This is a genomic window from Paraburkholderia phymatum STM815 (assembly GCF_000020045.1).
GTDB classification, from domain to species: Bacteria; Pseudomonadota; Gammaproteobacteria; order Burkholderiales; family Burkholderiaceae; genus Paraburkholderia; species Paraburkholderia phymatum.
Window position 1 is genome coordinate 3,157,819 of sequence record NC_010622.1, and the last position, 23,635, is coordinate 3,181,453.

Below are 23,635 nucleotides of genomic sequence, written 5' to 3' on the forward strand. Positions count from 1 at the left end.
TCCATAACGGCGTAAAAAAACCGCCGGTGCAGTGCACGCGGCGGCTTTTTCACGCTTCGAGGCATACAACTGCTACAGCTTGCCGTAGCTGTGCAGCCCCGACAGAAACATGTTGACGCCAAGAAATGCGAAAGTCGTCACTACGAGGCCCGTCAACGCCCACCAAGCCGCTGCCACGCCGCGCAGGCCTTTCATCAGACGCATGTGCAGCCATGCTGCGTAGTTCAGCCAGACGATCAGCGCCCACGTTTCCTTCGGGTCCCAGCTCCAGTAGCCGCCCCAAGCTTCCGCGGCCCACAGCGCGCCAAGAATCGTCGCGATGGTGAAGAATGCAAAACCGACGGCGATCGACTTGTACATCACGTCGTCGAGCACGTCGAGCGTCGGCAGACGGTCGGACAAAACGCCGCGTTCCTTCATCAGATATGCCACCGCGACCATCGCCGACAGCGCGAAACTTCCGTAACCGATGAAGTTCGCCGGCACGTGAATCTTCATCCACCAGCTTTGCAGTGCGGGAACGAGCGGCTGGATCTGCTGCGCGTCGCGCGCGATCGAGTACCACATCAGGAAGCCGACGGCCGCGCTGATCACCAGCAGCACGAACGCGCCGAGCGAGCGCGTGTTGTAATGCTGCTCGTAGTACAGATAGAACAATGCTGTGATCAAACTGAACAGCACGAACACTTCGTACAGGTTCGAGATGGGAATGTGCCCAACGTCCGAGCCGATGAGATACGACTCGTACCAGCGAACCATCAGGCCGACGAAGCCCATCAGCACCGCCACCCACGTCATCTTCGAACCGATCGCGGCGCCCGTCGGCGAACGCGACAGCGTGCCGATCCAGTAGAACAGCGTGGCCAGCACGAACAGCGCGCTCATCCACAGGATGGCCGACTGGCTCGACAGGAAATACTTGAGGAAGAACGCGTGATCGGCGCGGGTCAGGTCGCCGCCGTAAATCTGGATCGCCGACAACGACAGCACCGCGATACACGCCATCAACAGACGCGCCGGCTTCCATCGCCAGCCGAGGATGACGCCGGCGGGCAGTGTGCAGACCAGCACCAGCTTGTCGTAGTAATTCATGTACGGGTGATAGCGCGACAGCGCGAACCCCGCGCCCGCCACCATCGCCAGGGCGAACAGCCAGTCGAACAAACCGAGACGCTTCAGGAACGGACGATCGTCCAGCAACGTCTCGCCAGGCAGATGCGCAGTCGCATGCGTTGCCGTGTCAACGCGCGGCTTGGCGCGCGAGGATGAGGAAACTTGGGTCAGGTCCATGTGCTTACCGGGTCGAATCGGATGAATCTGCGGGCGCCTCGCTCGTACCCCGGGCGGCGCCCCTTGCCTCGGGGGCGGGATCGGCGTCGACGGGATGGCCGCCCAGCGCCGCGCCCACCGCGTCGCGCGTCTGGGCGAATTCCTTCTCGAAATCGAAGGTCTTGCGTGCCGTCGACATCGCCATCACGACGCTCACGCCGTGGTTCGAATCCTTGAGCCAGAACCACAGGCGCCGTTCGCGGACGTAGAACATCGAAAAGATGCCCAACACAAGCAGCAGGCTGCCAAGATACACGACTTTTTTGCCCGGCGCGCGCGTCAACTGAAATACCGAAGCTTGCACCTGCCTGAAGGAATCAAGCTGCAAATAGACGGGCGAACCGTACAGAAAGCTGTCGGATAGCGCATTAATCGAACTCTGGACGAAACGGCTCGTGGTCGCGTCGGCCGATGCCGGGGGTTCGCCGGCCTGCTTCCGCGCGATCTGCCACACGTCCCACATCGAGCCTTCCAGCATGCGAAGCAAGAGTCCTGCCGCCTTCTCCTGCTCACCTTTGGGGACGGAGCGGTCGATGAACGCGGCGATTGCCTGGAAGCCGCCAACCTTCTGACCATTGGCCGCCTTGCCGAGCGTCGCGTCGTCACCGGCGAAGAGCGTCAGCACGCGCGCCGCGCTTTCTTCCAGATGCTGCTGCAACTCTGCATTCGACTGCACCGAGCGCCCGGCGAAGTCGCGCGCCGCCTGCGCGCGCACAGCGGGATCCTCGAGTGCGGAACGGATGTGCATCCATTCGTTGACTGTGCCGCTGGCGTCGGCGGGGATGCGCAGATAGCGGAAAGCGTCGTCCGGGTTAGTGCGCATGCCGGCGAGGAACACACGCTCACCGCCCACATCGACGGGCAGCATGTAATTGTTGTACTCACGCGCCTGGCCGTCCTTGTCGCGGACCTTGTACTGGACCGACGGGCCGACGTTGCGCAGGTCGACTGGCTTCGACGTCTTCGCGCCGGAGCCGAGCCGCTCGTCGAACGCCTCTTTCAGCGACTGATGCGCGGCCACCCCGCGCGCGTCGTTCTGACCGTTGCCGTTCGAGATGTTTTCGACATTGATCGCGCGGAAATCGGCGAACTCGATTGTCTGGCCATCGGCGCCCGGCATCGACGCGCTCAGCACCTTCGAGCCGCCTATCTCGCCATTGAACGGCTGCGTCTTGTTGCTGCTGCCCGTCATCGGCCAGGCTGTCATCTGCATCTGTGAGCCGCCGTCCTGGAAGCTCGACTGGTAGATCGACACGCCGTCGTATTCGAAAGGCTTGTTCACCTCGACGCGCGCCGGAATGCGCGCGCCCGTCCCGTGGTCGATCACGACGATGTCGCTCGCGAAGAGCTTCGGCATGCCCGTCGTGTAGTAGTCGACGATGAACTTCTTCAGTTCGATCGAGAACGGCAGGTCCTGGATCAGCGAGCCGTCCTGCTGGTTCAGGATCGCCGTCGACACATGCTGGCCTTCGGGCACCCAGGCGTAGCCGCGGAACGTCGGATTGCCCTGCGAAAGCCGGTGCTCCGCGGGAATCTCGTTGATGACGGTGTTACCGCGGATCGGCGTCTTGTCGAAGAGCCACATCTGGAGCTTGATGGGCAGATTGCTATCCAGCAGGCCGCCGATGCAGATGATCACGATGGCAAGGTGCGCGGAGATGTAGCCGAGCTTGGTCAGCGCGCCGCGCTTCGCGGCGATCAGCGTCGCGCCTTCGCTCTCGCGTGTTACGTACTTGTAGCCGAGCTTCGCCGAGAGCTTGCCCAGCGTGGCCGCGGCTTGCGTGCGCGTCGCATTCGGCACCGCGAATTCACCCTTGTGATGGAACGCGCGCAGACTGCCTTCACGGACCTTGTCTTTCCAGCTCTTCGTGTCTGCGATCATCTTCGGCGCGTTGCGGATCACGCACAGCGAGACCGACACGACCAGAAAGCCGAGGATCAGCATGAACCACCACGCGCTGTACACGTTGTACAGGCTCAGCGAGCGAAAGATGTCGGCCCAGAACGGCCCAAACTGGTTGACGTAGTTCGGATACGGGTCGTCCTGCGTGAGCACCGTGCCGATGATGCTCGCGATCGACAGGATCACAAGCAAGGCGATCGCAAAGCGCATCGAACTCAGCAATTCGACCGACGTGCGCACGAAGCGCTGCCGCGACTTCAATTCCAGACCCGACGTGGTGACGCTCATTCAAACTCCGACTGAACAGCAAAAAAGGGTGCAGGTTTATCGCTGTATGCGATTCCCTCACCCTTTTCTTGTTTTCTCGCCAACCGCTTTTACCCCGTTGCGGCCGGCTTCGCTTTCGTGCGGACTTTTAATGCAAGCCCGCAATGTAATCGGCAACAGCCTTGATCTCACTATCCGACAGGCGGGACGCAACGGCATGCATCGCTTCATTGTTGTTGCGCGCGCCCGGCCCTTGGGTGAACGCGGTCAACTGTGCCACGGTGTAATCCGACCATTGTCCCGACAGACGCGGATACTGTGACGGGATGCCCTGCCCTGTCGGCCCGTGGCAGCTTGCACACGCCGGGACGCCCTTGTCGGCGACGCCCGCCCGATAAATCTTCTGCCCGAGAGGTACCGTGTCCTTGTTGTGCGCGTAACCCGGCTTCGGTGCCTGCGACGCGAAGTATGCCGCCACATTGACCATGTCCTGATCGGTCAACGCTGCCGCCATTCCCGCCATGATCGCATTGTTGCGAGCGGGCTGCCTGGCGCCGGCTTGTGTCTTGAAGTCCTTGAGCTGTTTGACGAGATATTCGGGGTGTTGCCCGGCAAGCTTCGGATACGCGCCGCCCGCACTGTTGCCATCTGCACCGTGACACGAAGCGCACACTTGCGCCGCGATGGCCTGCCCCCGATTCATGTCCGGCTTTGTCTGATCTGCCGCTGCTGCCTGTAACGCGAAACCTGAAAGACCTGCTGCTGTGTGAAGCACCACCAGAAACTTGCCCAGTCGATTCATTCGCACACCCTGTTTCGTCTTGTGGGAATTAGAGGTTCTGCAAAATACGACAACGACCACCCGGTCGCCGAGGCCCGCCCGGCGGCCTCACAGGTTTTCAGTAAACCATCGTATTGTACAATACCTTGCTAATCGATCTGGCGCCAGTCGGGCCTCTGCGGCCTTTACGGCGGGGCTGCATCGCCCTTGCACGGCATTTCACCATCTCCGTCGATGTGCGCAGGACGTCCGCTCGACGTCCATTCACCCGTCCTTCTGGTCTTCTCATGTCTTTCCTGCTCCACCAAGCCCGCTTCTTCACGACCGTCAATCACTTACGCGATCTGCCGCCTTCGCCGCAGCCCGAGGTCGCTTTCGCCGGGCGGTCGAACGCTGGAAAGTCGACGGCCATCAACATCCTCTGCAACCAGAAGCGGCTTGCATTTGCCAGTAAGACGCCAGGGCGCACGCAGCACATCAACTACTTTTCCGTAGGACCGGCGGCAGAGCCTGTCGCGAATCTCGTCGACCTGCCCGGCTACGGCTACGCCGAAGTGCCTGGTGCGGCAAAAGCACATTGGGAGCAATTGCTGTCGACTTATCTGCAAACGCGGTCGCAACTGCGCGGCATGATCCTGATGATGGATTCGCGCCGGCCGCTGACGGAACTGGATCGCCGGATGATCGAATGGTTCGCGCCGACGGGCAAGCCGATTCACACCCTGCTCACCAAGTGCGACAAATTGACCCGGCAGGAAAGCGTCAACGCACTGCGCGCGACGAAGAAAGGGTTGGATGAATATCGCGCGGCGGGCTATCAGGGCGAACTGACCGCCCAGCTCTTTTCCGCACTGAAGCGCATCGGCCTCGATGAGGCGCACGAGCTGATTGAAAGCTGGATCGCGCCCGGCCTGGCGGGCGATCCCGACGGGCCGGTTGCCGCGGAATAACGCGCGGCAACCCCGCTGACGCCGCATTTCGTTCGCCCAGAAAAAAACCCGCCGCTATTGACGGCGGGTTAAACAGCCTAATCGAAAAACGACAGGCACCCGCTCAGGGAGGAGAAGCGGGGAGGTCAGCGCTAGGCGCCTTGCTCGATCGGTATGATATACCATTGTCTCGAAAAGTTTCTGGCAAGGCACGGCCAGCATTTTTGACTTTTGCAGATATCCTCACATGAGCTTCTATCCGCATCACCGCCCGCGCCGCATGCGCCGGGACGACTTCTCGCGCCGCATGATGCGCGAAAACATCCTCACCACCAATGATCTGATTTACCCCGTCTTCGTGATCGAAGGGACGAACGTGCGTCAGGCCGTACCGTCGATGCCGGGCGTCGAGCGCGTATCGGTTGATCTGCTGATGGGTGTTGCCGAGCAATGCATGGAACTCGGTGTGCCGGTGCTGTCGCTCTTCCCTGTGATCGAGCCGTCGCTGAAAACGCCCGACGGCCGTGAGGCAACCAACGCAACCGGTCTGATTCCGCGCGCCGTGTGCGAACTGAAGAAGCATTTCCCCGAACTGGGCGTGCTGACCGACGTCGCGCTCGATCCGTACACGAGCCATGGCCAGGACGGCGTGCTCGACGAGCATGGCTACGTAATCAACGACGAAACCGTCGACATCCTCGTCGAACAGGCGCAGACGCAGGCGCAGGCGGGCGTCGACATCGTCGCGCCGTCCGACATGATGGATGGCCGGATCGGCGCGATCCGCGAGTTGCTCGAAAGCGAAGGCCACATACACACGCGGATCATGGCGTACTCGGCGAAGTTCGCGTCCGCGTTCTACGGCCCGTTCCGCGATGCCGTGGGTTCGGCAGCGAACCTCGGCAAGGGCAACAAGATGACGTATCAACTCGATCCCGCCAACTCGGACGAGGCGCTTCGCGAAGTGCGCGCCGACATCGAAGAGGGCGCGGATATGGTGATGGTCAAGCCGGGCATGCCGTATCTGGACATCGTGCGTCGCGTAAAGGACGAATTCCGCTTCCCGACGTACGTGTACCAGGTGAGCGGCGAGTACGCAATGCTGAAGGCCGCCGCGCAGAACGGCTGGCTGGATCACGACAAGGTGATGATGGAATCGCTGCTCGCGTTCAAGCGCGCGGGCGCCGATGGCGTGTTGACGTATTTCGCGCTGGACGCCGCGCGGTTGCTGCGAGCGCAGAAGTAAGGGTCGTAGTCGCAGGCCGTGGCCGCGCATCGTTATGGTGCGACCGTCTTGCGACAGTGACTGCAAGCGGAGGGGTCGACCTGACAGCCTCCGCTTCTCTCTTTTAATCCGGATCATGCGGGCGCTGCGCCGGCACCTCGCGCCGACCTTCCGCCCGACGCTTCAGGTCTGAGGGCCCGGCATCATCCGAGCCAGACTGTTCAGGAATTTGTCCGCCGACTCATACCCGACGACGCGCAGCACTTCTTTGCCACCTCGGTCGAAGAAGATGATTCCGGGTGGCCCAAACAGGTTGAACCGTTTGAGCAGTGCCTGATCGTCCGCGTTATTGGCCGTCACGTCGGCGCGCAGAAGGTTGAACTGCTTGAGCTTCGCCTGGACGCGCGGGTCGCTAAAGGTAAACTTCTCCATTTCTTTGCAGCTGACGCACCAGTCTGCGTAAAAATCGAGCATAGCGGGCTTAGCGGCCGTTTTGACGGCCTCGTCGAACTGGCCCGAGCTGCGTACACGGGCGAACGCCAGATCGCTCTGCTGCGCCTGCTCGGAAGCTGTACCGGATGTACGGCCAACGAGCACGGCCAACGGCTTCAAAGGATCCGTCGATCCCGCCGCCAGACCGGCCAGCAACGTCGCCGCCCAGATCGCCAATGCGGCACCCAGTCCGCGACCAAGACCGCGCCAGATCGAGCCTGCTCCTGCATGCGGAGAAAACAGTCCCAGAGAGGCGGCCGCGATCAGCAGCCATGAGGCCGCCAGCAACATTTGCGCCGTCGAGCTCAAAACCGGCCAAACGATCCACAATGCCGCGGCGAGCAAAATCACGCCGAAGAAGACCTTCACGCGATCCATCCAGGCGCCGGCACGCGGCAGCAGCGTGCCCGCGCCGAGCCCAATGAGCAGCAACGGTACGCCAAGCCCGATGCCCATCGAAAATAGGGCTACACCGCCTAGGACGGCGTTGCCCGTGTGCGCGATGAAGGCGAGTACCGCAAATAGGGGCGCCGTCATGCATGCACCGACCACCAGCGCCGAAAGCGCCCCCATCACCGCGACCGCGGCGAATTTCCCGCCCGAGCGCCCCTCGGAGGCCTTCGAAACGCCGCGCTGCCACCCGTGAGGCAGTACGATATCCACGCCAGCGATCAGCGTTAGCGCAAATACGGTCAGAAGAACTGCAAATGCGCCGAGCACCCACGGATTCTGCAGCCGGGCGCCCATGCTCTGCCCGACGAGTGCCGCCGCGACGCCAAGCACCGTGTAGACGAGCGCCATCCCGACGACATAGGCCAGTGACAGCGCAAAACCGCGCGCCCGCGTCACGCGCGGGCCTTCGCCAATGATGATCGCGGACAGGATCGGGATCATCGGATACGAGCACGGCAGCAGGCTCAGCACGATGCCGGCGACGAAATACAATCCGACGATTGCAAAGAAGCCGCCGCCCTGGAGCAGCGATTGCGCGTAGTCAGCGCTGGTTGCGCGCTCGTACCAAGATGCGTTGCCCGAGCTGTCCTCGTGAGGCGGCGACAGCTGCACGGTGCCTGCTGCGGCGGCATGTAGTGCGGCGCCCGACACGTGATAGACGCGCTCCATCGGCGGATAGCAGATTCCTGCATCCGCACAACCTTGCGACGTCACGGCGAGGTCGAACGCACCGCTCGCCTGACTCACGGGCACGCGAATGGTCAGCTCACCGCGATACGTCTCGACGTTTTTGTTGAAGGTCTGATCGAACTTCACGTGACCTGCGGGCAATTGCGCATCACCGAGCTTGCCCGCGCCGTTGCGTGTCGCGAACGCGAACCGCTCGCGGTACATGTAGTAACCGTCGGCAATCTTGTAATGAACCAGCACCTCGCCCGGTTGCTCGGACGCGCTGAATCTGAACGCCTCCGAGAGATCGAGGAAGTCGTCTGCGCGGACAACGCCGACCGAACTGAACGACAGCAACAAGAAGCCGGCAATCACGGCGAAAACGCGCGCGACATCGCGCCAGCGACGGGACAAACGGTTATACATGGATCGGGCGTTGGGTTTCGGCGTTCACCCATTGGCCGTAAGCGGCCGATGCGGTGACTTGCCATGAAAGGATCTCGGGAGTGTCGTACGGATGCTGAGCCTGGATGAACCGTTCGAGCTCGAGCGTACGCCCGACGCTCGTCTTGAACATCAACTGGAACTCTTCCGCCGACTCGATCTTGCCCTGCCAGTGGTAGTTCGACTGAACACTGCCAAGCTGCGTCACGCAGGCAGCGAGACGCGCAGAGAGCGCGCCCTCAGCCAATTTATGCGCCGTTGCGAGGTCCGGCACGGTCGTCACCACTAAACTCACATTCACGTTCACCGACCGCTCCAGCACTTTCCGGACAGGGTGACGGTATCGTATCACCTAGTCGCGACACCCCGCTCACTGTCGAATGGCATGGGAAAAGTGGGCGCTGAAAGCAAAAAAGCCAGGCTTTCACCTGGCTTTTTAATTGTTGCCGGAAGCTTATTCGGCTTCTGCAACGTTTTCGACTTCCTCGACTTCCGGACGGTCAAGCAGTTCGACCAGTGCCATCGGTGCGTTGTCGCCGACGCGGAAACCGAACTTCAGGATGCGCAGGTAGCCACCCGGACGGTTTGCAAAACGCGGGCCCAGCACGTCGAACAGCTTCGTGACCGAGTCACGATCGCGCAGGCGGTTGAACGCCAGACGACGGTTAGCCAGCGACGGCTTCTTGCCGAGCGTGATCAGCGGCTCGACGACCTTACGGAGTTCCTTCGCCTTCGGCAGCGTCGTCTTGATGACTTCGTGCTCAATCAGCGAGTTGGACATGTTACGGAGCATTGCCAGACGGTGGCTGCTCGTGCGGTTCAGTTTCCGCAGACCATGACGGTGACGCATTTCAATTTCCTTGAATCAAAGTTTTGGTCCAGCTCTTCTATCGCTTTCGGTGACACGGAAAGCACGGGCCGGTATTGAAAAAGGCAAGACGCGGATTTTAAAGGAAAATCCGCGTCATTACCAGTTGCGGTACGACTTCAGTTCGACGGTATTACTTGTCGAGACCAGCGGGCGGCCAGTTTTCGAGCTTCATCCCGAGCGTCAGGCCACGCGAAGCGAGCACTTCCTTGATCTCGTTCAGCGACTTTCGGCCCAGATTCGGCGTCTTCAGCAGCTCGTTTTCCGTGCGCTGGATCAGGTCGCCGATGTAGTAAATGTTCTCGGCCTTCAGGCAGTTCGCCGAACGAACCGTCAGTTCCAGATCGTCGACCGGACGCAGCAGGATCGGATCGATCTGCGGAGCGCGCGACGGTGCTTCTGCCGCTGCTTCCGTGCCTTCCAGCGCGGCGAACACCGACAGCTGATCGACCAGGATACGCGCCGATTGACGGATCGCCTCTTCCGGCGAGATCACGCCGTTCGTTTCGATGTTCATCACGAGCTTGTCGAGGTCGGTACGCTGTTCGACACGCGCGCTTTCCACGGCATAGCTGACGCGGCGAACCGGCGAGAACGATGCGTCAAGCACGATACGGCCGATGATCTTGGCCGACTCTTCGCCGTAACGACGCACGTTGCCCGGCACATAGCCGCGGCCTTTTTCGACCTTGATCTGCACGTCGAGCTTGCCGCCCTTGGACAGATGCGCGATCACGTGATCCGGGTTAATCACTTCGCAGTCGTGTGCAAGTTCGATGTCACCAGCCGTAACGACGCCTTCGCCTTCCTTGCGCAGCGTAACCGTGACTTCGTCGCGGTTATGCAGCTTGAACACCACGCCCTTCAGGTTCAACAACAGGTTGACCACGTCCTCTTGCACACCATCGAGCGTCGAATATTCATGCACGACGCCTGCGATCGTCACTTCGGTCGGCGCATAGCCCACCATCGACGACAGCAACACGCGCCGAAGCGCGTTACCCAAGGTGTGGCCATAGCCGCGTTCAAACGGCTCCATGACCACTTTCGCGTGGCTTTCGCCAAGCGATTCAACTGCGATGATCTTGGGTTTCAACAAACTGGTTTGCATAGGTTTTCCTTTTCAATACCCTCGGCTCGTTACACCGATAAGGCTGACCGGTAACAACCTGAAAATAAACAGCCGAGGCGCCCCCTTGCCTAACGCAATCAGGGAACCTCGGCCGTTAATCCGATTAGCGCGAATACAATTCGACGATCAGGCTTTCGTTGATGTCGCCAGCGATATCGCTGCGTTCCGGCATCGACTTGAACGTGCCTTCGAACTTCTTCGAATCGACAGCAACCCACTGCGGCAGACCGCCTTGTTCGGCGAGCGACAGCGCCTCGAGAATACGAGCCTGCTTCTTCGCCTGTTCGCGCACGGCAATCACATCGCCAGCCTTCACTTGGAGCGACGGGATGTTTGCCACAACGCCGTTCACCGTGATTGCCTTGTGGCTCACGAGCTGGCGTGCTTCAGCGCGCGTCGAGCCGAAGCCCATGCGGTAGACGACGTTGTCGAGACGCGATTCGAGCAGCTTCAACAGGTTTTCGCCCGTGTTGCCCTTGCGGCGATCTGCTTCAGCGAAGTAACGGCGGAACTGGCGTTCGAGCACGCCGTAAATGCGCTTCACTTTTTGCTTTTCGCGCAGCTGCGTGCCGTAGTCGGACGTACGAGCGCCCGAGGTGCGGCCATGTTGACCCGGCTTGCTGTCAAGCTTGCACTTGTCAGCGAGCGAACGACGTGCGCTCTTCAGGAAGAGATCGGTGCCTTCACGGCGAGACAGCTTGGCTTTAGGGCCGATATAGCGTGCCACTTTGCATTCCTTCTGTGATTGATCACGTGAACTTGCATTCACGCTAGTCCGAACCCTTTGGGTCGAACGGTGGGCTTAGTCAATTCATTAACGCAAGCAGCCTGCTACCGCCTTTAGCGGCAACAGGCGCATGCGGAGCAAGCGTCTTAGATACGACGACGCTTCGGCGGACGGCAGCCGTTGTGCGGAACCGGCGTCACGTCGGAGATCGCGGTGATCTTGATACCAAGACCATGCAGCGCGCGCACCGCAGACTCACGGCCAGGGCCGGGGCCCTTGATCCGCACTTCGAGGTTCTTCACGCCGTATTCCATCGCCACGCGGCCTGCCGATTCAGCGGCAACCTGAGCTGCAAACGGGGTCGACTTGCGCGAACCCTTGAAGCCCTGACCACCCGACGTTGCCCAGGCTAGTGCATTGCCTTGACGATCGGTGATCGTGATGATGGTGTTGTTGAACGACGCGTGAACGTGAACCACGCCCTCGGCGACGTTCTTCTTGACCTTCTTGCGAACGCGTTGCGCCGCGGAGTTGTTCGAAGCCTTAGCCATTACGTTTTCCTGTAACTGTCAGTCTCGCTTACTTTTTCAGCGATTGCGCTGCGCGACGCGGACCCTTGCGCGTACGGGCATTCGTACGCGTACGCTGGCCACGCAGGGGCAGACCCTTACGATGGCGCACGCCACGATAGCAACCGAGATCCATCAGGCGCTTGATATTCATCGTCGTTTCACGGCGCAGATCGCCTTCAACGATGAACTTGCCGACTTCTTCGCGCAGCTTTTCGAGATCTGCGTCGGTCAGGTCCTTAACCTTCTTCGAAAATGCCACACCAGCAGCGACGCAGATGTCGCGCGAACGCGTGCGGCCGATACCGTAAATTGCCGTCAGGCCGATTTCGGTATGCTGGTGATTCGGGATGTTAACCCCTGCGATACGAGCCATTGTTTTTCCTCAAACAAAAAGCGCAAACAAAAGCGCGGCGTTCAGCCTTGACGCTGCTTGTGGCGCGGATCAGAGCTGCAAATCACGCGAACGACGCCCTTGCGCTTGATGATCTTGCAATTGCGGCAAATGCGCTTAACCGATGCCATCACTTTCATGATATTACCCTTTTTTCAAATCACTTCGCCCGGAACACGATCCGCGCACGCGACAGATCGTAAGGCGTCAATTCAACCGTCACCTTGTCGCCGGGCAGAATACGGATGTAGTGCATCCGCATCTTTCCGGATATGTGTCCCAACACGACATGGCCGTTTTCCAGCTTCACCCGGAAGGTAGCGTTGGGGAGGTTTTCGATAACCTCACCCTGCATCTGGATTACATCGTCTTTGGCCATAAGTCCTTTCAACGCATCGGGACGCCGCCGCCTTTGAAGTTTGCCTTCTTCAGCAGCGACTCATACTGTTGCGACATAACGTACGACTGCACCTGCGCCATGAAATCCATTGTGACGACGACAATGATCAGCAGCGACGTTCCACCAAAATAAAACGGCACATTCCAACGCAGCACCAAGAACTCGGGCAGCAAGCAAACAAACACGATGTAGATCGCACCGGCCAACGTCAGACGCGTCAGGATGCGGTCGATATAGCGTGCCGTCTGGTCACCCGGACGAATACCAGGGACGAATGCACCACTCTTCTTCAGGTTGTCGGCCGTCTCCCTGCTGTTGAACACCAGCGCGGTGTAGAAGAAGCAGAAGAACACGATCGCCAACGCATACAGCAACACGTACACCGGCTGACCTGGCTTGAGCGCTTCGGCCACATTGTGCAGCGTGTCTGCGAACCAGCCAGTCCGCGACCCAGAACTAAACCAGTTCAGGATGGTTGCCGGGAACAGGATGATCGACGATGCGAAGATCGGCGGAATCACGCCCGACATGTTCAACTTCAGCGGCAGATGCGACGACTGTCCACCGTAAATCTTGTTGCCGACCTGCCGCTTGGCGTAGTTCACAAGAATCTTGCGCTGGCCGCGTTCGATGAACACCACCAGATACGTCACTGCAGCAATCAGCGCGACCACGATGATCGCCGAAATGATGCTCATCGAACCGGTACGAACCAGTTCAAAGAGACCACCGATCGCATTCGGGAAGCCCGCCGCGATACCGCCGAAAATAATGATCGAAATGCCGTTACCGAGACCGCGTTCCGTGATTTGCTCACCGAGCCACATCAGGAACATCGTGCCGGTCACGAGCGTCACAACCGTCGTCAGCCGGAAGACCATGCCAGGATCGATAACGAGTGCCGGCTGGTTTTCCAGCGCGACAGCGATACCAAAGGCCTGGAACGTAGCCAGAACCACCGTAAAGACCCGTGTGTACTGCGTGATCTTCCGCTGACCTGCCTGCCCTTCCTTCTTCAGCGCTTCCAGCTGCGGCGAGACGATCGCCAGCAACTGCATGATGATCGACGCCGAGATGTAGGGCATGATCCCCAGCGCGAAAATCGTGAACCGCGAAAGTGCGCCACCCGAGAACATGTTGAACATGCCAAGGATGCCGCCCGACTGGCTTTGGAACAGCTTTGCCAGCTGGTCCGGGTCAATGCCCGGCACCGGAATATGCGCGCCAATCCGGTAGACGACCAGCGCCAGCAGCAGGAACACTGCTCGCCGACGCAGATCGCCAAACTTCGCCGCGCTTCGACCGGGTTTTGCGAGACTCGGGCTGTTAGCCAAGTACCTTCTCCGATGCAAATGCTAGTGACGGCAATCGACTTGCACGTTACTCGGCGAAAGAACCGCCCGCTGCTTCGATCGCAGCGCGCGCGCCCTTCGTCGCAGACAGGCCCTTCACGACGATCTTGCGCTTCAGTTCGCCTGTCGCGATGATCTTGGCGCTCGTCATCATCTCGCCAATCAGACCGGCTTGCTTCAGTGCCAACAGATCGATGTCGTCGACCGGCAGCTTCTCGAGGTCACCGAGGCGCACCTCACCAACGAATTCCTTCGTCAGCGACGTAAAGCCACGCTTCGGCAGACGGCGTTGCAGCGGCATTTGACCGCCTTCGAAGCCGACCTTGTGGAAGCCACCCGAACGCGATTTTTGACCTTTGTGACCACGGCCAGCGGTCTTGCCGAGGCCCGAGCCGATGCCGCGACCAACGCGACGCTTCGCGTGCTTCGCGCCTTCAGCCGGCTTCAGGTTATTCAATTCCATTATCAACTCCTTGAGTGCCCGAACGGCCGCTTAGCCGATGACCTTAACGAGGTACGAAACCTTGTTGATCATGCCGCGCACAGCCGGCGTGTCCTGCAGCTCGCTAACCGAGTTCAGACGACGCAGGCCAAGACCGCGCACGGTAGCGCGGTGCGATTCGCGGGTCCCAATCAGGCTCTTGACGAGCTGAACCTTGACAGTTTTTTCAGACATGGTGACCACCTTAGCCCAGAATGTCTTCGACGGACTTACCACGCTTCGCCGCAATGTCAGCCGGCGTCGACTGCTTGCGCAGACCGTCCAGCGTTGCACGAACGAGGTTGTACGGGTTCGTCGAACCGTGGCTCTTGGCCACAACGTTTTGCACGCCCATCACGTCGAACACTGCGCGCATCGGGCCGCCAGCGATCACGCCGGTACCGTCCTTCGCCGGAGCGAGGAGAACCGTCGATGCGCCGTGCTTGCCGTGCACTTCGTGTTGCAGCGTACCGTTCTTGAGCGGCACCTTGAACATGTTGCGGCGGGCCTGTTCCATTGCCTTCTGAACAGCGACCGGAACTTCCTTGGCCTTGCCCTTGCCCATGCCGACGCGGCCATCACCGTCACCAACCACGGTCAATGCGGCAAAACCGAGAATACGGCCACCCTTCACGACCTTGGTCACGCGATTGACCGAAATCATCTTTTCGCGAAGGCCGTCGTCGCGCTCGTCAGCCTGAACTTTCGCTTGCATCTTTGCCATGACGAATTCCTTCCTTAGAACTTGAGCCCGGCTTCGCGCGCCGCATCAGCCAGCGCCTTCACGCGGCCGTGGTAGCGGAAACCCGAGCGGTCAAAGGCGACGGATTCGATGCCGGCAGCCTTAGCCTTTTCTGCAATGCGCTTGCCGATCAGGGTTGCGGCAGCAACGTTGCCACCCTTGCCCGACTTGTCGGCCAGTTGCGCACGCACTTCGGCTTCGAGCGTCGATGCGCTTGCGAGCACCTTGGTGCCACACGGCGAGAACACTTGCGCATAGATGTGCGTGTTCGTGCGGTGCACGGCCAGACGCGCGACTTGCAGCTCAGCGATCTTGATCCGCGTCTGACGAGCGCGGCGCAGGCGAGATTGAGTCTTATCCATGATTGCGCACCCTTACTTCTTCTTCGTTTCTTTGAGGATCACAACCTCGTTGGCATAGCGCACGCCCTTGCCCTTGTAGGGCTCCGGCGGACGGTAGCCGCGCACTTCGGCAGCGACCTGGCCAACTTTCTGCTTGTCGATCCCCTTGATCACGATTTCGGTTTGCGACGGGGTCTCAGCCTTGACACCTTCCGGCATCTGGTGCACCACGGGGTGCGAGAAACCCAGCGACAGGTTCAGCTTGTCGCCTTGCGCTTGCGCACGGTAACCGACGCCAACCAGCGTCAGCTTGCGCTCGAAACCCTTCGTCACGCCGTGCACCATGTTCGCGACCAGCGCGCGCATCGTGCCCGACATCGCATTTGCTTCGCGGCTTTCGTCAGCCGGCTCGAACTTCAGCGTGCCGTTGTCGTTCACCACCTTCACCAGGCGATTCGCGTTTTGCGAGATCGAACCCAGCGGACCCTTGACGGTAATGCGCTCGTCGCTCAGGGCCACTTCTGCGCCTTGCAGCGCGATCGGGCTTTTACCTACTCGAGACATGTTTCTTCTCCCTTCGGCTTTAAGCGACGTAGCAGATGACTTCGCCGCCCACGCCAGTAGCGCGCGCCTTGCGATCAGTCATCACACCCTTCGGCGTCGAAACGATCGCAACGCCCAGGCCATTCATAACCTGCGGGATGTCGTTGCGGCCGCGGTACACGCGCAGACCAGGCTTCGAAACGCGCTCGAGGCGCTCGATAACCGGACGGCCAGCGTAGTACTTCAACGCGATGTTCAATTCCGACTTCGCGCCTTCAGCCTTCACTGCGAAATCGTCGATATAGCCTTCATCCTTCAGGACTTGCGCGATTGCAACCTTGACTTTCGACGAGGGCATCGTCACCGAAACCTTCTCGACCATCTGCGCGTTGCGGATGCGAGTCAGCATATCGGCGATAGGATCACTCATGCTCATTTACGTTTCTCCTATTACCAGCTCGCCTTGGTCAGGCCAGGGATTTCGCCGCGGAACGCGATTTCACGAATCTTGTTACGCGCCAGCCCGAATTTACGGAACGTGCCACGCGGACGACCGGTGATTGCGCAACGGTTGCGCTTACGGGTCGGGTTGGAATTGCGCGGCAGTTGCTGCAGCTCGAGACGAGCCGAGTAACGCTCCTCTTCCGACTTGCTTTGGTCGTCGATGATTGCCTTCAGTTCAGCACGCTTCGGTGCGAACTTGGCAGCCAGGCGCGCACGCTTCTTTTCACGTTCGATCAGTGCCAGTTTAGCCACGGTAACCTCAGTTTCTGAACGGGAACTTGAAGCTGGCGAGCAGTGCCTTTGCTTCGTCGTCAGTCTTCGCAGTCGTCGTGATGCTGATGTTCAGCCCACGCAGCGCGTCGATTTTGTCGTAGTCGATTTCGGGGAAAATGATCTGCTCTTTCACACCGATGTTGTAGTTGCCACGACCGTCGAATGCACGGCCCGACACGCCACGGAAGTCGCGCACACGCGGGAGCGCGACCGTCACGAAACGGTCCAGGAATTCGTACATTGCCTGGCCACGCAGCGTGACCATTGCACCGATCGGGTAACCCTGACGGATCTTGAAGCCCGCGATTGCCTTGCGCGCTTTCGTGATGACCGGCTTCTGGCCCGCGATCTTCGTCAGATCGCCGACGGCGTTCTCGATGATCTTCTTGTCAGCGACGGCTTCGCCAAGACCCATGTTCAGGGTGATCTTGGTGATGCGCGGCACTTCCATCACGGACTTGTAACCGAACTTCTCGATCAGGCCAGGAACAACCTTCTCTTTATAAAATTCTTGCAAACGTGCCATTTTTTACTCCGCGTCAGGCGCTCAGCACAGCACCGGTCGTCTTCAGGAAACGGACCTTCTTGTCCCCTTCGACCTTGATGCCGACACGCGACGGCTTGCCGTTCGCGTCGACCAGCGCGACGTTCGAAATGTTCAGCGGCATTGCCTTCGCTTCCACGCCGCCCGTCGTACCCTTCATCGGGTTCGGCTTCACATGCTTCTTGGCGATGTTGAGGCCTTCGACGGTCACACGGTTTTCGCCAACAGCCAGCACGACGCCGCGCTTGCCCTTGTCTTTGCCGGTGATGACGATGACTTCGTCACCCTTACGAATCTTGTTCATCTCGGCTCCTTACAGCACTTCCGGCGCGAGCGAAACGATCTTCATGAAGCGTTCGCTACGCAGCTCACGCGTGACCGGCCCGAAAATGCGGGTGCCGATAGGCTCGAGCTTGGTATTCAAAAGCACGGCGGCGTTGCCGTCGAACTTGATCAGCGAGCCGTCTTGACGGCGCACGCCCTTGGCGGTACGAACCACCACGGCGTTGTAAATTTCGCCTTTCTTCACGCGCCCGCGCGGCGTTGCCTCTTTGACGCTCACCTTGATGATGTCGCCGATGTTGGCATAACGACGCTTCGAGCCGCCGAGCACCTTGATGCACATGACTTCACGTGCACCCGTGTTGTCGGCCACTTCGAGCCGAGTTTCGGTCTGGATCATGGTTTATCTTTCCCAACTTAATCCGATTGCACCACCATGATGCATTCGGTCAGTCTTGGTCCCGTCAGCCAACGGCTGCTTGGGTTAGAACAGCAGCGACGGCAAACGAAACCCGCCATCGCAATCCGGTGAATCTGCCGATATGAACTGGCGTCCATATCGCTTCCCCCACCTACAACTTCGCCCGCGATGGGGCTCCCACAAAGAGGGAAGACCGAGATTATAACAAATAATCTCGGTCTTGCAAGCGAAATCTACTGCGATTTCAACTACTTCTGTTGCTCAGCTGCTTTAGATGATGCGAGCAGCTTCGACCAGACGGGACACCGTCCAGGCTTTCGTCTTCGACAGAGGACGCGTTTCCTGGATTTCGACGAGGTCGCCCTCGTTATAGGTGTTCGCTTCGTCGTGAGCGTGGTACTTCTTCGAACGTACGACATACTTGCCGTAGATCGGGTGCTTCACGCGGTGTTCGACCAGGACGGTAACCGTCTTGTCCATCTTGTTGCTGACGACCTTGCCGACCAGCGTCCGCTTAAGCGAGGTTTTTACGCTATCGTTCATTTCTGGTTCGCCTTCTCAGTCAGGACGGTCCGCACACGTGCGATGTCGCGACGAACCTTCTTCAGCTGGCTCGTGTTCGTGAGCTGCTGGGTCGCGAGTTGCATGCGCAGGCCGAATTGCGCCTTCAACAGGTCCGACAGCTCCTTGTTGAGCGCGGCCTGATCTTTCTGGTGAAGTTCGGATGCCTTCATCATTCACTCCTTAGGCGCCGAGCTGGCGAACCATGAACGTCGTCTTCAGCGGCAGCTTTGCTGCAGCCAGACGGAACGCTTCACGTGCCAGTTCTTCGGACACACCGTCCATTTCGTACAGCATCTTGCCCGGTTGAATCTCGGCGACGTAGTACTCCGGGTTACCCTTACCATTACCCATACGTACTTCAGCCGGCTTTTGCGAGATCGGCTTGTCCGGGAAAATGCGAATCCAGATGCGGCCGCCGCGCTTGATGTGACGCGTCATTGCACGACGCGCTGCTTCAATCTGACGCGCGGTCAGGCGGCCGCGACCGATAGCCTTCAGGCCGTATTCACCGAACGACACCGCGTTACCACGCGTTGCAACGCCCGTATTACGACCCTTTTGCTCTTTGCGATACTTCCTGCGTTTCGGTTGCAGCATCGTTATTCTCCAGTCTTACCGTCGCCGGCACCGCCACGGCGCGGGGCGCCACGGCGAGCACCTGCCGGTGCACCTTCACCATCGCGACGCGGGCGGCGGTCGCCCGGACGTGCGTTGCGGCGCGGACGCTTTTCTTCGGCGACTTCTTCAACCACCGGAGCGTCGTTGCGGCCAAGCGTGTCGCCCTTGTAGACCCACACCTTCACGCCGATGATGCCGTACGTCGTCTTCGCTTCCGAAGTTGCGTAGTCGATGTCGGCGCGGAGCGTGTGGAGAGGCACGCGGCCTTCGCGATACCATTCCGTACGAGCGATTTCGATACCGTTCAGACGGCCTGCGCTCATGATCTTGATGCCTTGGGCACCCAGACGCATCGCGTTTTGCATCGCACGCTTCATCGCGCGGCGGAACATGATCCGGCGCTCGAGCTGCTGCGTGATCGAATCGGCGATCAGTTGCGCATCGGTTTCCGGCTTGCGGATTTCTTCGATGTTGACGTGAACCGGAACGCCCATGCGCTTTTGCAGCTCGGACTTCAGCAGTTCGATGTCTTCACCCTTCTTGCCGATCACGACACCCGGACGCGAGCTGAAAATCGTGATACGTGCGTTCTTTGCGGGACGCTCGATCACCACGCGGCCGACGGACGCGTTCTTCAGCTTCTTCTTCAGGTATTCACGAACACCGATGTCTTCCTGCAACATCGCCGCGAAATTGTTGTTGTTCGCGTACCAACGCGAAGCCCAATTGCGGCTGACGGCCAAACGGAAGCCAGTCGGATGAATTTTCTGTCCCATCGTATGGCTCCTTAATTCCCGACCGTCACAGTGATGTGACAGGATTGCTTCTCGATGCGGTTACCACGACCCTTTGCACGTGCGGTGAAACGCTTCAGCGAAGCAGCCTTATCGACGTAGATGCTCTTGATCTTGAGCTCGTCGATATCGGCGCCTTCGTTGTGCTCCGCATTCGCGATCGCAGACAGCACGACCTTCTTAACGATACCCGCCGCCTTCTTCGGCGAGAACGTCAGAACGTTCAGCGCCTTGTCGACCGGCAAACCACGAATCTGGTCAGCCACAAGGCGCGTCTTCTGCGCCGAGATGCGGGCACCGCGATGAATTGCTTTCACTTCCATCTTGATTGCCCCTTATTTCTTGGCCTTCTTGTCGGCCGCGTGACCCTTGAACGTACGGGTCAATGCGAACTCGCCAAGCTTGTGGCCGACCATGTTTTCCGTGACGTACACCGGAACGTGTTGACGGCCGTTGTGAACGGCGATTGTCAGGCCGATGAAGTCCGGCAGGATCGTCGAGCGACGCGACCAGGTCTTGATAGGCTTCTTGTCGCGCGATGCTGCAGCCGCCTCAACCTTCTTCAGCAAATGGGCGTCGCAGAACGGACCTTTTTTAATAGAACGTGCCATTGCCTACTCCTTAACGCTTGTGACGGCGCTGGACGATCATGCTCGTCGTGCGCTTGTTGCTACGGGTGCGATAACCCTTCGTCGGCGTGCCCCACGGGCTCACCGGATCGCGACCTGCAGCCGTCTTGCCTTCACCACCACCGTGCGGGTGATCGACCGGGTTCATTGCAACGCCACGCACCGTCGGGCGGATACCGCGCCAGCGGTTCGCGCCAGCCTTACCGATTTGACGGAGGCTATGCTCTTCGTTGCCCACTTCACCGATCGTCGCGCGGCACTCGATGTGAACGCGGCGGATTTCGCCCGAACGCAGACGGACCTGTGCGTACGTGCCCTCACGAGCCAGCAGCATCGCCGACGTACCAGCCGAACGCGCCATTTGCGCGCCCTTGCCCGGCAGCATTTCGATGCAGTGAATCGTCGTACCAACCGGGATGTTGCGGATCGGCAGCGTGTTGCCTGCGCGGATCGGAGCTTCCGAACCCGACATCAGCTGCTGGCCAACCGTCACGCCCTTCGGAGCGATGATGTAGCGACGCTCGCCGTCCGCGTACACGACCAGCGCGATATTCGCGCTACGGTTCGGATCGTACTCGAGGCGTTCGACCTTCGCGGGAATGCCATCCTTCGTGCGACGAAAGTCGACGATACGATAGTGATGCTTGTGACCACCGCCCTTGTGACGGGTGGTGATGTGACCGTTGTTGTTACGGCCGGCGGTCGAGCTCTGCGTGTCGAGCAGCGGTGCGTACGGCTTGCCCTTGTGCAGATCCTTGTTGACCACCTTGACCATCGCACGGCGACCCGGCGAAGTCGGCTTAACTTTCACGATTGCCATGATTACTTGGCCTCCGCTTCAAAGTTGATTTCCTGGCCGGGCTTCAGGCAGACGTACGCCTTCTTCACGTCCTTGCGCTTGCCCATGAAGCGGCCAAAGCGCTTTGCTTTGCCCTTCTGGACCAGCACGTTGACGGAATTGACTTCCACCTTGAACAGCAGCTCGACAGCAGCCTTCACTTCCTGCTTCGTGGCGTCCGGCGCAACTTCGAACACGACTTGCTCGTTCTTTTCAGCTACCAGCGTCGCCTTCTCGGAGATCACCGGCGCGAGCAGAACTTGCATCAAACGATGATCGTTTTTGCGAACTTCGCTCATGACAGCAACTCCTCGATCTGGGCGACCGCAGCCTTCGTGATCAGCACTTTCTTGAAGTAGATCAGCGACAGCGGGTCGGCGTAACGCGGCTCGACAACGGCCACATGGGCCAGATTGCGCGACGCGAGGTACAGGTTTTCGTCAACCGTGTCGGTGATGACCAGCACGGAATCGAGACCCATTGCCTTGAACTTTTCGGCCAGCAGCTTCGTCTTCGGCGCTTCGAGCGTGAGCTCGTCGACAACCGCGATGCGACCTTCGCGGGCCAGTTGCGAGAAGATCGAGCAGAGACCTGCGCGATGCATCTTCTTGTTGACCTTGTGCGAGAAATTTTCTTCCGGCGAATTCGGGAAGATACGACCACCGCCACGCCACAACGGGCTCGACGACATACCGGCACGAGCACGGCCCGTACCCTTCTGGCGCCACGGCTTCTTCGTGGTGTGCTTGACCTGCTCGCGATCCTTCTGCGCGCGGTTGCCGCTGCGTGCGTTCGCCTGGTAAGCGACGACGATCTGGTGGATCAGGGCTTCGTTGTAGTCACGGCCGAACACGACGTCCGACGCGTTGACTGCTGCGCCTTCCTGACCGTTGGCGTTCAGGAGCTTAAGTTCCATTATTTCGCTCCTTTCACGGCGCGCGTCTTGACAGCCGGCGTCACGAAAACCTTGCCGCCCTTCGCGCCCGGAACAGCACCCTTGACCAGCAGCAGCTTGCGATCTGCGTCGATACGTGCGATTTCGAGATTCTGCACAGTGACCGTCTCGTCACCCATGTGACCCGTCATGCGCTTACCCGGGAACACACGACCCGGATCCTGCGCCATACCGATCGAACCCGGCACGTTGTGCGAACGCGAGTTACCGTGCGATGCGCGACCCGAGCTGAAGTTGTAGCGCTTGATGGTACCGGCGTAGCCCTTACCGATCGAGGTGCCCTGCACGTCGACTTTCTGGCCCACTTCGAAGAGATCTACACCGATCACGGCGCCACTGGACAGCTCGGCAGCCTTGGCGGCGTCGATTTGGAATTCCTTGAGGATTTCACCAGCTTGAACACCGGCTTTGGCGAGATGACCTGCCAGCGGCTTCGTCACGCGCGATGCACGGCGCGTACCGAAGGCAACCTGAACGGCCGTGTAGCCGTCGGTTTCAACAGTCTTGATCTGCGTCACGCGGTTGTCGGACACGTCCAGCACGGTGACGGGAATCGAATCCCCTTCAGCCGTGAAGATACGGGTCATGCCAACCTTGCGACCTACGAGTCCAAGGCTCATCGTTTTCTCCATTCCCGACTGCGATTGGTCGGGGCTAATTTACAAAATGCCGCGCATTTCGAACGTGAAGTGCGACGACTTTTTTGCGCAAATGCGCGAAAAGCCTTGCATTATAGCGAGGCTTTTCGTTTTCTGCAAGCAATCAAAGACTTAGCGGCATCCGATCGTTGGATGCCGCTCGAAACCTTTACTGAAGCTTGATTTCCACGTCCACGCCAGCCGGCAGATCCAGCTTCATCAGTGCGTCGACGGTCTTGTCCGTCGGATCAACGATGTCCATCAGGCGTTGGTGCGTGCGGATTTCGAGCTGATCGCGCGACGTCTTGTTGACGTGCGGCGAACGCAGGATGTCGAAACGTTGAATGCGGGTCGGCAGGGGCACCGGACCACGAACGATTGCGCCAGTCCGCTTGGCCGTATCGACGATCTCAGCTGCCGATTGATCGATCAGACGATAGTCGAAAGCCTTCAGGCGAATGCGGATTTTCTGGTTCTGCATGACGAATTCCTTAGAAAGAGCGAGGCGATATTGCACCGCCTATGAATAAAAGA

36 protein-coding genes are annotated in these 23,635 nt (G+C 59.6%); 2 read left to right on the forward strand and 34 right to left on the reverse strand.

The window, feature by feature from the left end; genetic code table 11:
- Positions 1 to 72: 72 nt before the first annotated feature.
- From ccsB to BPHY_RS14270, 3 genes are all read right to left on the reverse strand, one after another.
- Positions 73 to 1,290: a c-type cytochrome biogenesis protein CcsB gene (gene ccsB, locus BPHY_RS14260; RefSeq protein ID WP_012402174.1), complete on the reverse strand. Its 1,218-nt coding sequence runs from the start codon at positions 1,288 to 1,290 to the stop codon at positions 73 to 75.
- Between the two features lie 4 nt (positions 1,291 to 1,294).
- A complete protein-coding gene (locus BPHY_RS14265; protein WP_012402175.1) occupies positions 1,295 to 3,520 on the reverse strand; it encodes a cytochrome c biogenesis protein ResB in 2,226 nt (741 codons plus the stop codon).
- Positions 3,521 to 3,647: 127 nt separating this feature from the next.
- The gene (locus tag BPHY_RS14270; protein WP_012402176.1) at positions 3,648 to 4,301 is read right to left on the reverse strand and encodes a c-type cytochrome; all 654 of its coding nucleotides are present in this window, start codon (positions 4,299 to 4,301) and stop codon (positions 3,648 to 3,650) included.
- Positions 4,302 to 4,567: 266 nt separating this feature from the next.
- Between BPHY_RS14270 and yihA the strand changes: the two genes are divergently transcribed.
- Positions 4,568 to 5,230, forward strand: coding sequence for a ribosome biogenesis GTP-binding protein YihA/YsxC (gene yihA / locus BPHY_RS14275; protein WP_012402177.1), 663 nt, complete (start codon positions 4,568 to 4,570; stop codon positions 5,228 to 5,230).
- A gap of 226 nt (positions 5,231 to 5,456) precedes the next feature.
- The gene (gene hemB, locus BPHY_RS14280; RefSeq protein WP_012402178.1) at positions 5,457 to 6,455 is read left to right on the forward strand and encodes a porphobilinogen synthase; all 999 of its coding nucleotides are present in this window, start codon (positions 5,457 to 5,459) and stop codon (positions 6,453 to 6,455) included.
- A gap of 162 nt (positions 6,456 to 6,617) precedes the next feature.
- Here hemB and dsbD read toward each other — a convergent pair whose 3' ends face one another.
- The 31 genes from dsbD to rpsJ form a co-directional block, all read right to left on the reverse strand.
- Positions 6,618 to 8,474: a protein-disulfide reductase DsbD gene (dsbD, locus tag BPHY_RS14285; protein WP_012402179.1), complete on the reverse strand. Its 1,857-nt coding sequence runs from the start codon at positions 8,472 to 8,474 to the stop codon at positions 6,618 to 6,620.
- The gene (gene cutA / locus BPHY_RS14290) at positions 8,467 to 8,799 is read right to left on the reverse strand and encodes a divalent-cation tolerance protein CutA (protein WP_012402180.1); all 333 of its coding nucleotides are present in this window, start codon (positions 8,797 to 8,799) and stop codon (positions 8,467 to 8,469) included. The genes dsbD and cutA overlap by 8 nt, the downstream gene beginning before the upstream one ends.
- A gap of 147 nt (positions 8,800 to 8,946) precedes the next feature.
- Positions 8,947 to 9,342, reverse strand: coding sequence for a 50S ribosomal protein L17 (gene rplQ, locus BPHY_RS14295; protein ID WP_007730705.1), 396 nt, complete (start codon positions 9,340 to 9,342; stop codon positions 8,947 to 8,949).
- A 151-nt stretch (positions 9,343 to 9,493) separates the two neighbouring features.
- A complete protein-coding gene (locus BPHY_RS14300) occupies positions 9,494 to 10,471 on the reverse strand; it encodes a DNA-directed RNA polymerase subunit alpha (RefSeq protein ID WP_007730697.1) in 978 nt (325 codons plus the stop codon).
- Positions 10,472 to 10,595: 124 nt separating this feature from the next.
- Positions 10,596 to 11,219 carry a 30S ribosomal protein S4 gene (gene rpsD / locus BPHY_RS14305; protein WP_012402181.1) on the reverse strand — a complete coding sequence of 208 codons (624 nt, stop codon included), beginning with the start codon at positions 11,217 to 11,219 and terminating at the stop codon, positions 10,596 to 10,598.
- Positions 11,220 to 11,365: 146 nt separating this feature from the next.
- Positions 11,366 to 11,770, reverse strand: coding sequence for a 30S ribosomal protein S11 (gene rpsK, locus BPHY_RS14310; RefSeq protein ID WP_006052224.1), 405 nt, complete (start codon positions 11,768 to 11,770; stop codon positions 11,366 to 11,368).
- Positions 11,771 to 11,798: 28 nt separating this feature from the next.
- Positions 11,799 to 12,164 carry a 30S ribosomal protein S13 gene (gene rpsM, locus BPHY_RS14315; protein ID WP_008923332.1) on the reverse strand — a complete coding sequence of 122 codons (366 nt, stop codon included), beginning with the start codon at positions 12,162 to 12,164 and terminating at the stop codon, positions 11,799 to 11,801.
- Between the two features lie 41 nt (positions 12,165 to 12,205).
- A complete protein-coding gene (gene rpmJ, locus BPHY_RS14320; RefSeq protein ID WP_004199844.1) occupies positions 12,206 to 12,322 on the reverse strand; it encodes a 50S ribosomal protein L36 in 117 nt (38 codons plus the stop codon).
- Between the two features lie 20 nt (positions 12,323 to 12,342).
- Positions 12,343 to 12,561 carry a translation initiation factor IF-1 gene (gene infA / locus BPHY_RS14325; RefSeq protein WP_004521905.1) on the reverse strand — a complete coding sequence of 73 codons (219 nt, stop codon included), beginning with the start codon at positions 12,559 to 12,561 and terminating at the stop codon, positions 12,343 to 12,345.
- Positions 12,562 to 12,569: 8 nt separating this feature from the next.
- Entirely contained in the window at positions 12,570 to 13,916 is a 1,347-nt protein-coding gene (gene secY / locus BPHY_RS14330; protein WP_012402182.1) for a preprotein translocase subunit SecY, read from the reverse strand.
- 46 nt (positions 13,917 to 13,962) lie between these two features.
- Positions 13,963 to 14,397 (reverse strand): 50S ribosomal protein L15, encoded by a 435-nt coding sequence (gene rplO, locus BPHY_RS14335; protein ID WP_012402183.1) that lies wholly within the window; start codon positions 14,395 to 14,397, stop codon positions 13,963 to 13,965.
- 30 nt (positions 14,398 to 14,427) lie between these two features.
- Positions 14,428 to 14,610, reverse strand: a complete 183-nt coding sequence (gene rpmD / locus BPHY_RS14340; RefSeq protein WP_004202755.1) for a 50S ribosomal protein L30 — start codon at positions 14,608 to 14,610, stop codon at positions 14,428 to 14,430.
- 10 nt (positions 14,611 to 14,620) lie between these two features.
- Positions 14,621 to 15,139 (reverse strand): 30S ribosomal protein S5, encoded by a 519-nt coding sequence (rpsE, locus tag BPHY_RS14345; RefSeq protein ID WP_007730604.1) that lies wholly within the window; start codon positions 15,137 to 15,139, stop codon positions 14,621 to 14,623.
- 14 nt (positions 15,140 to 15,153) lie between these two features.
- Positions 15,154 to 15,519: a 50S ribosomal protein L18 gene (gene rplR / locus BPHY_RS14350; RefSeq protein ID WP_012402184.1), complete on the reverse strand. Its 366-nt coding sequence runs from the start codon at positions 15,517 to 15,519 to the stop codon at positions 15,154 to 15,156.
- 12 nt (positions 15,520 to 15,531) lie between these two features.
- Entirely contained in the window at positions 15,532 to 16,062 is a 531-nt protein-coding gene (gene rplF, locus BPHY_RS14355) for a 50S ribosomal protein L6 (RefSeq protein ID WP_012402185.1), read from the reverse strand.
- Positions 16,063 to 16,081: 19 nt separating this feature from the next.
- On the reverse strand, positions 16,082 to 16,477 hold the full coding sequence (gene rpsH, locus BPHY_RS14360; RefSeq protein WP_007730595.1) for a 30S ribosomal protein S8: 396 nt from the start codon (positions 16,475 to 16,477) through the stop codon (positions 16,082 to 16,084).
- Between the two features lie 14 nt (positions 16,478 to 16,491).
- Positions 16,492 to 16,797, reverse strand: a complete 306-nt coding sequence (gene rpsN, locus BPHY_RS14365) for a 30S ribosomal protein S14 (protein WP_012402186.1) — start codon at positions 16,795 to 16,797, stop codon at positions 16,492 to 16,494.
- Between the two features lie 7 nt (positions 16,798 to 16,804).
- On the reverse strand, positions 16,805 to 17,344 hold the full coding sequence (gene rplE, locus BPHY_RS14370) for a 50S ribosomal protein L5 (RefSeq protein ID WP_006052214.1): 540 nt from the start codon (positions 17,342 to 17,344) through the stop codon (positions 16,805 to 16,807).
- A gap of 13 nt (positions 17,345 to 17,357) precedes the next feature.
- Positions 17,358 to 17,666, reverse strand: coding sequence for a 50S ribosomal protein L24 (rplX, locus tag BPHY_RS14375; protein WP_012402187.1), 309 nt, complete (start codon positions 17,664 to 17,666; stop codon positions 17,358 to 17,360).
- Positions 17,667 to 17,675: 9 nt separating this feature from the next.
- Positions 17,676 to 18,044 carry a 50S ribosomal protein L14 gene (rplN, locus tag BPHY_RS14380; protein ID WP_012402188.1) on the reverse strand — a complete coding sequence of 123 codons (369 nt, stop codon included), beginning with the start codon at positions 18,042 to 18,044 and terminating at the stop codon, positions 17,676 to 17,678.
- 291 nt (positions 18,045 to 18,335) lie between these two features.
- Positions 18,336 to 18,608, reverse strand: coding sequence for a 30S ribosomal protein S17 (rpsQ, locus tag BPHY_RS14385; RefSeq protein ID WP_012402190.1), 273 nt, complete (start codon positions 18,606 to 18,608; stop codon positions 18,336 to 18,338).
- Positions 18,605 to 18,799: a 50S ribosomal protein L29 gene (rpmC, locus tag BPHY_RS14390; protein ID WP_007180130.1), complete on the reverse strand. Its 195-nt coding sequence runs from the start codon at positions 18,797 to 18,799 to the stop codon at positions 18,605 to 18,607. The genes rpsQ and rpmC overlap by 4 nt, the downstream gene beginning before the upstream one ends.
- A 10-nt stretch (positions 18,800 to 18,809) precedes the next feature.
- Complete coding sequence (gene rplP, locus BPHY_RS14395; protein ID WP_012402192.1) at positions 18,810 to 19,226, reverse strand: 50S ribosomal protein L16; 417 nt, start codon at positions 19,224 to 19,226, stop codon at positions 18,810 to 18,812.
- Between the two features lie 2 nt (positions 19,227 to 19,228).
- A complete protein-coding gene (gene rpsC / locus BPHY_RS14400) occupies positions 19,229 to 20,023 on the reverse strand; it encodes a 30S ribosomal protein S3 (RefSeq protein WP_012402193.1) in 795 nt (264 codons plus the stop codon).
- An 11-nt stretch (positions 20,024 to 20,034) separates the two neighbouring features.
- Complete coding sequence (gene rplV, locus BPHY_RS14405; RefSeq protein ID WP_004199272.1) at positions 20,035 to 20,364, reverse strand: 50S ribosomal protein L22; 330 nt, start codon at positions 20,362 to 20,364, stop codon at positions 20,035 to 20,037.
- Positions 20,365 to 20,376: 12 nt separating this feature from the next.
- Positions 20,377 to 20,652, reverse strand: a complete 276-nt coding sequence (gene rpsS, locus BPHY_RS14410) for a 30S ribosomal protein S19 (RefSeq protein WP_006998484.1) — start codon at positions 20,650 to 20,652, stop codon at positions 20,377 to 20,379.
- Between the two features lie 10 nt (positions 20,653 to 20,662).
- Positions 20,663 to 21,490 (reverse strand): 50S ribosomal protein L2, encoded by an 828-nt coding sequence (gene rplB / locus BPHY_RS14415; protein ID WP_012402194.1) that lies wholly within the window; start codon positions 21,488 to 21,490, stop codon positions 20,663 to 20,665.
- Between the two features lie 2 nt (positions 21,491 to 21,492).
- A complete protein-coding gene (gene rplW / locus BPHY_RS14420) occupies positions 21,493 to 21,807 on the reverse strand; it encodes a 50S ribosomal protein L23 (RefSeq protein ID WP_012402195.1) in 315 nt (104 codons plus the stop codon).
- Positions 21,804 to 22,424, reverse strand: a complete 621-nt coding sequence (rplD, locus tag BPHY_RS14425) for a 50S ribosomal protein L4 (protein ID WP_007730523.1) — start codon at positions 22,422 to 22,424, stop codon at positions 21,804 to 21,806. The genes rplW and rplD overlap by 4 nt, the downstream gene beginning before the upstream one ends.
- Complete coding sequence (rplC, locus tag BPHY_RS14430; RefSeq protein ID WP_012402196.1) at positions 22,424 to 23,083, reverse strand: 50S ribosomal protein L3; 660 nt, start codon at positions 23,081 to 23,083, stop codon at positions 22,424 to 22,426. The genes rplD and rplC overlap by 1 nt, the downstream gene beginning before the upstream one ends.
- A gap of 187 nt (positions 23,084 to 23,270) precedes the next feature.
- The gene (rpsJ, locus tag BPHY_RS14435) at positions 23,271 to 23,582 is read right to left on the reverse strand and encodes a 30S ribosomal protein S10 (protein WP_006998489.1); all 312 of its coding nucleotides are present in this window, start codon (positions 23,580 to 23,582) and stop codon (positions 23,271 to 23,273) included.
- Positions 23,583 to 23,635: the final 53 nt, after the last annotated feature.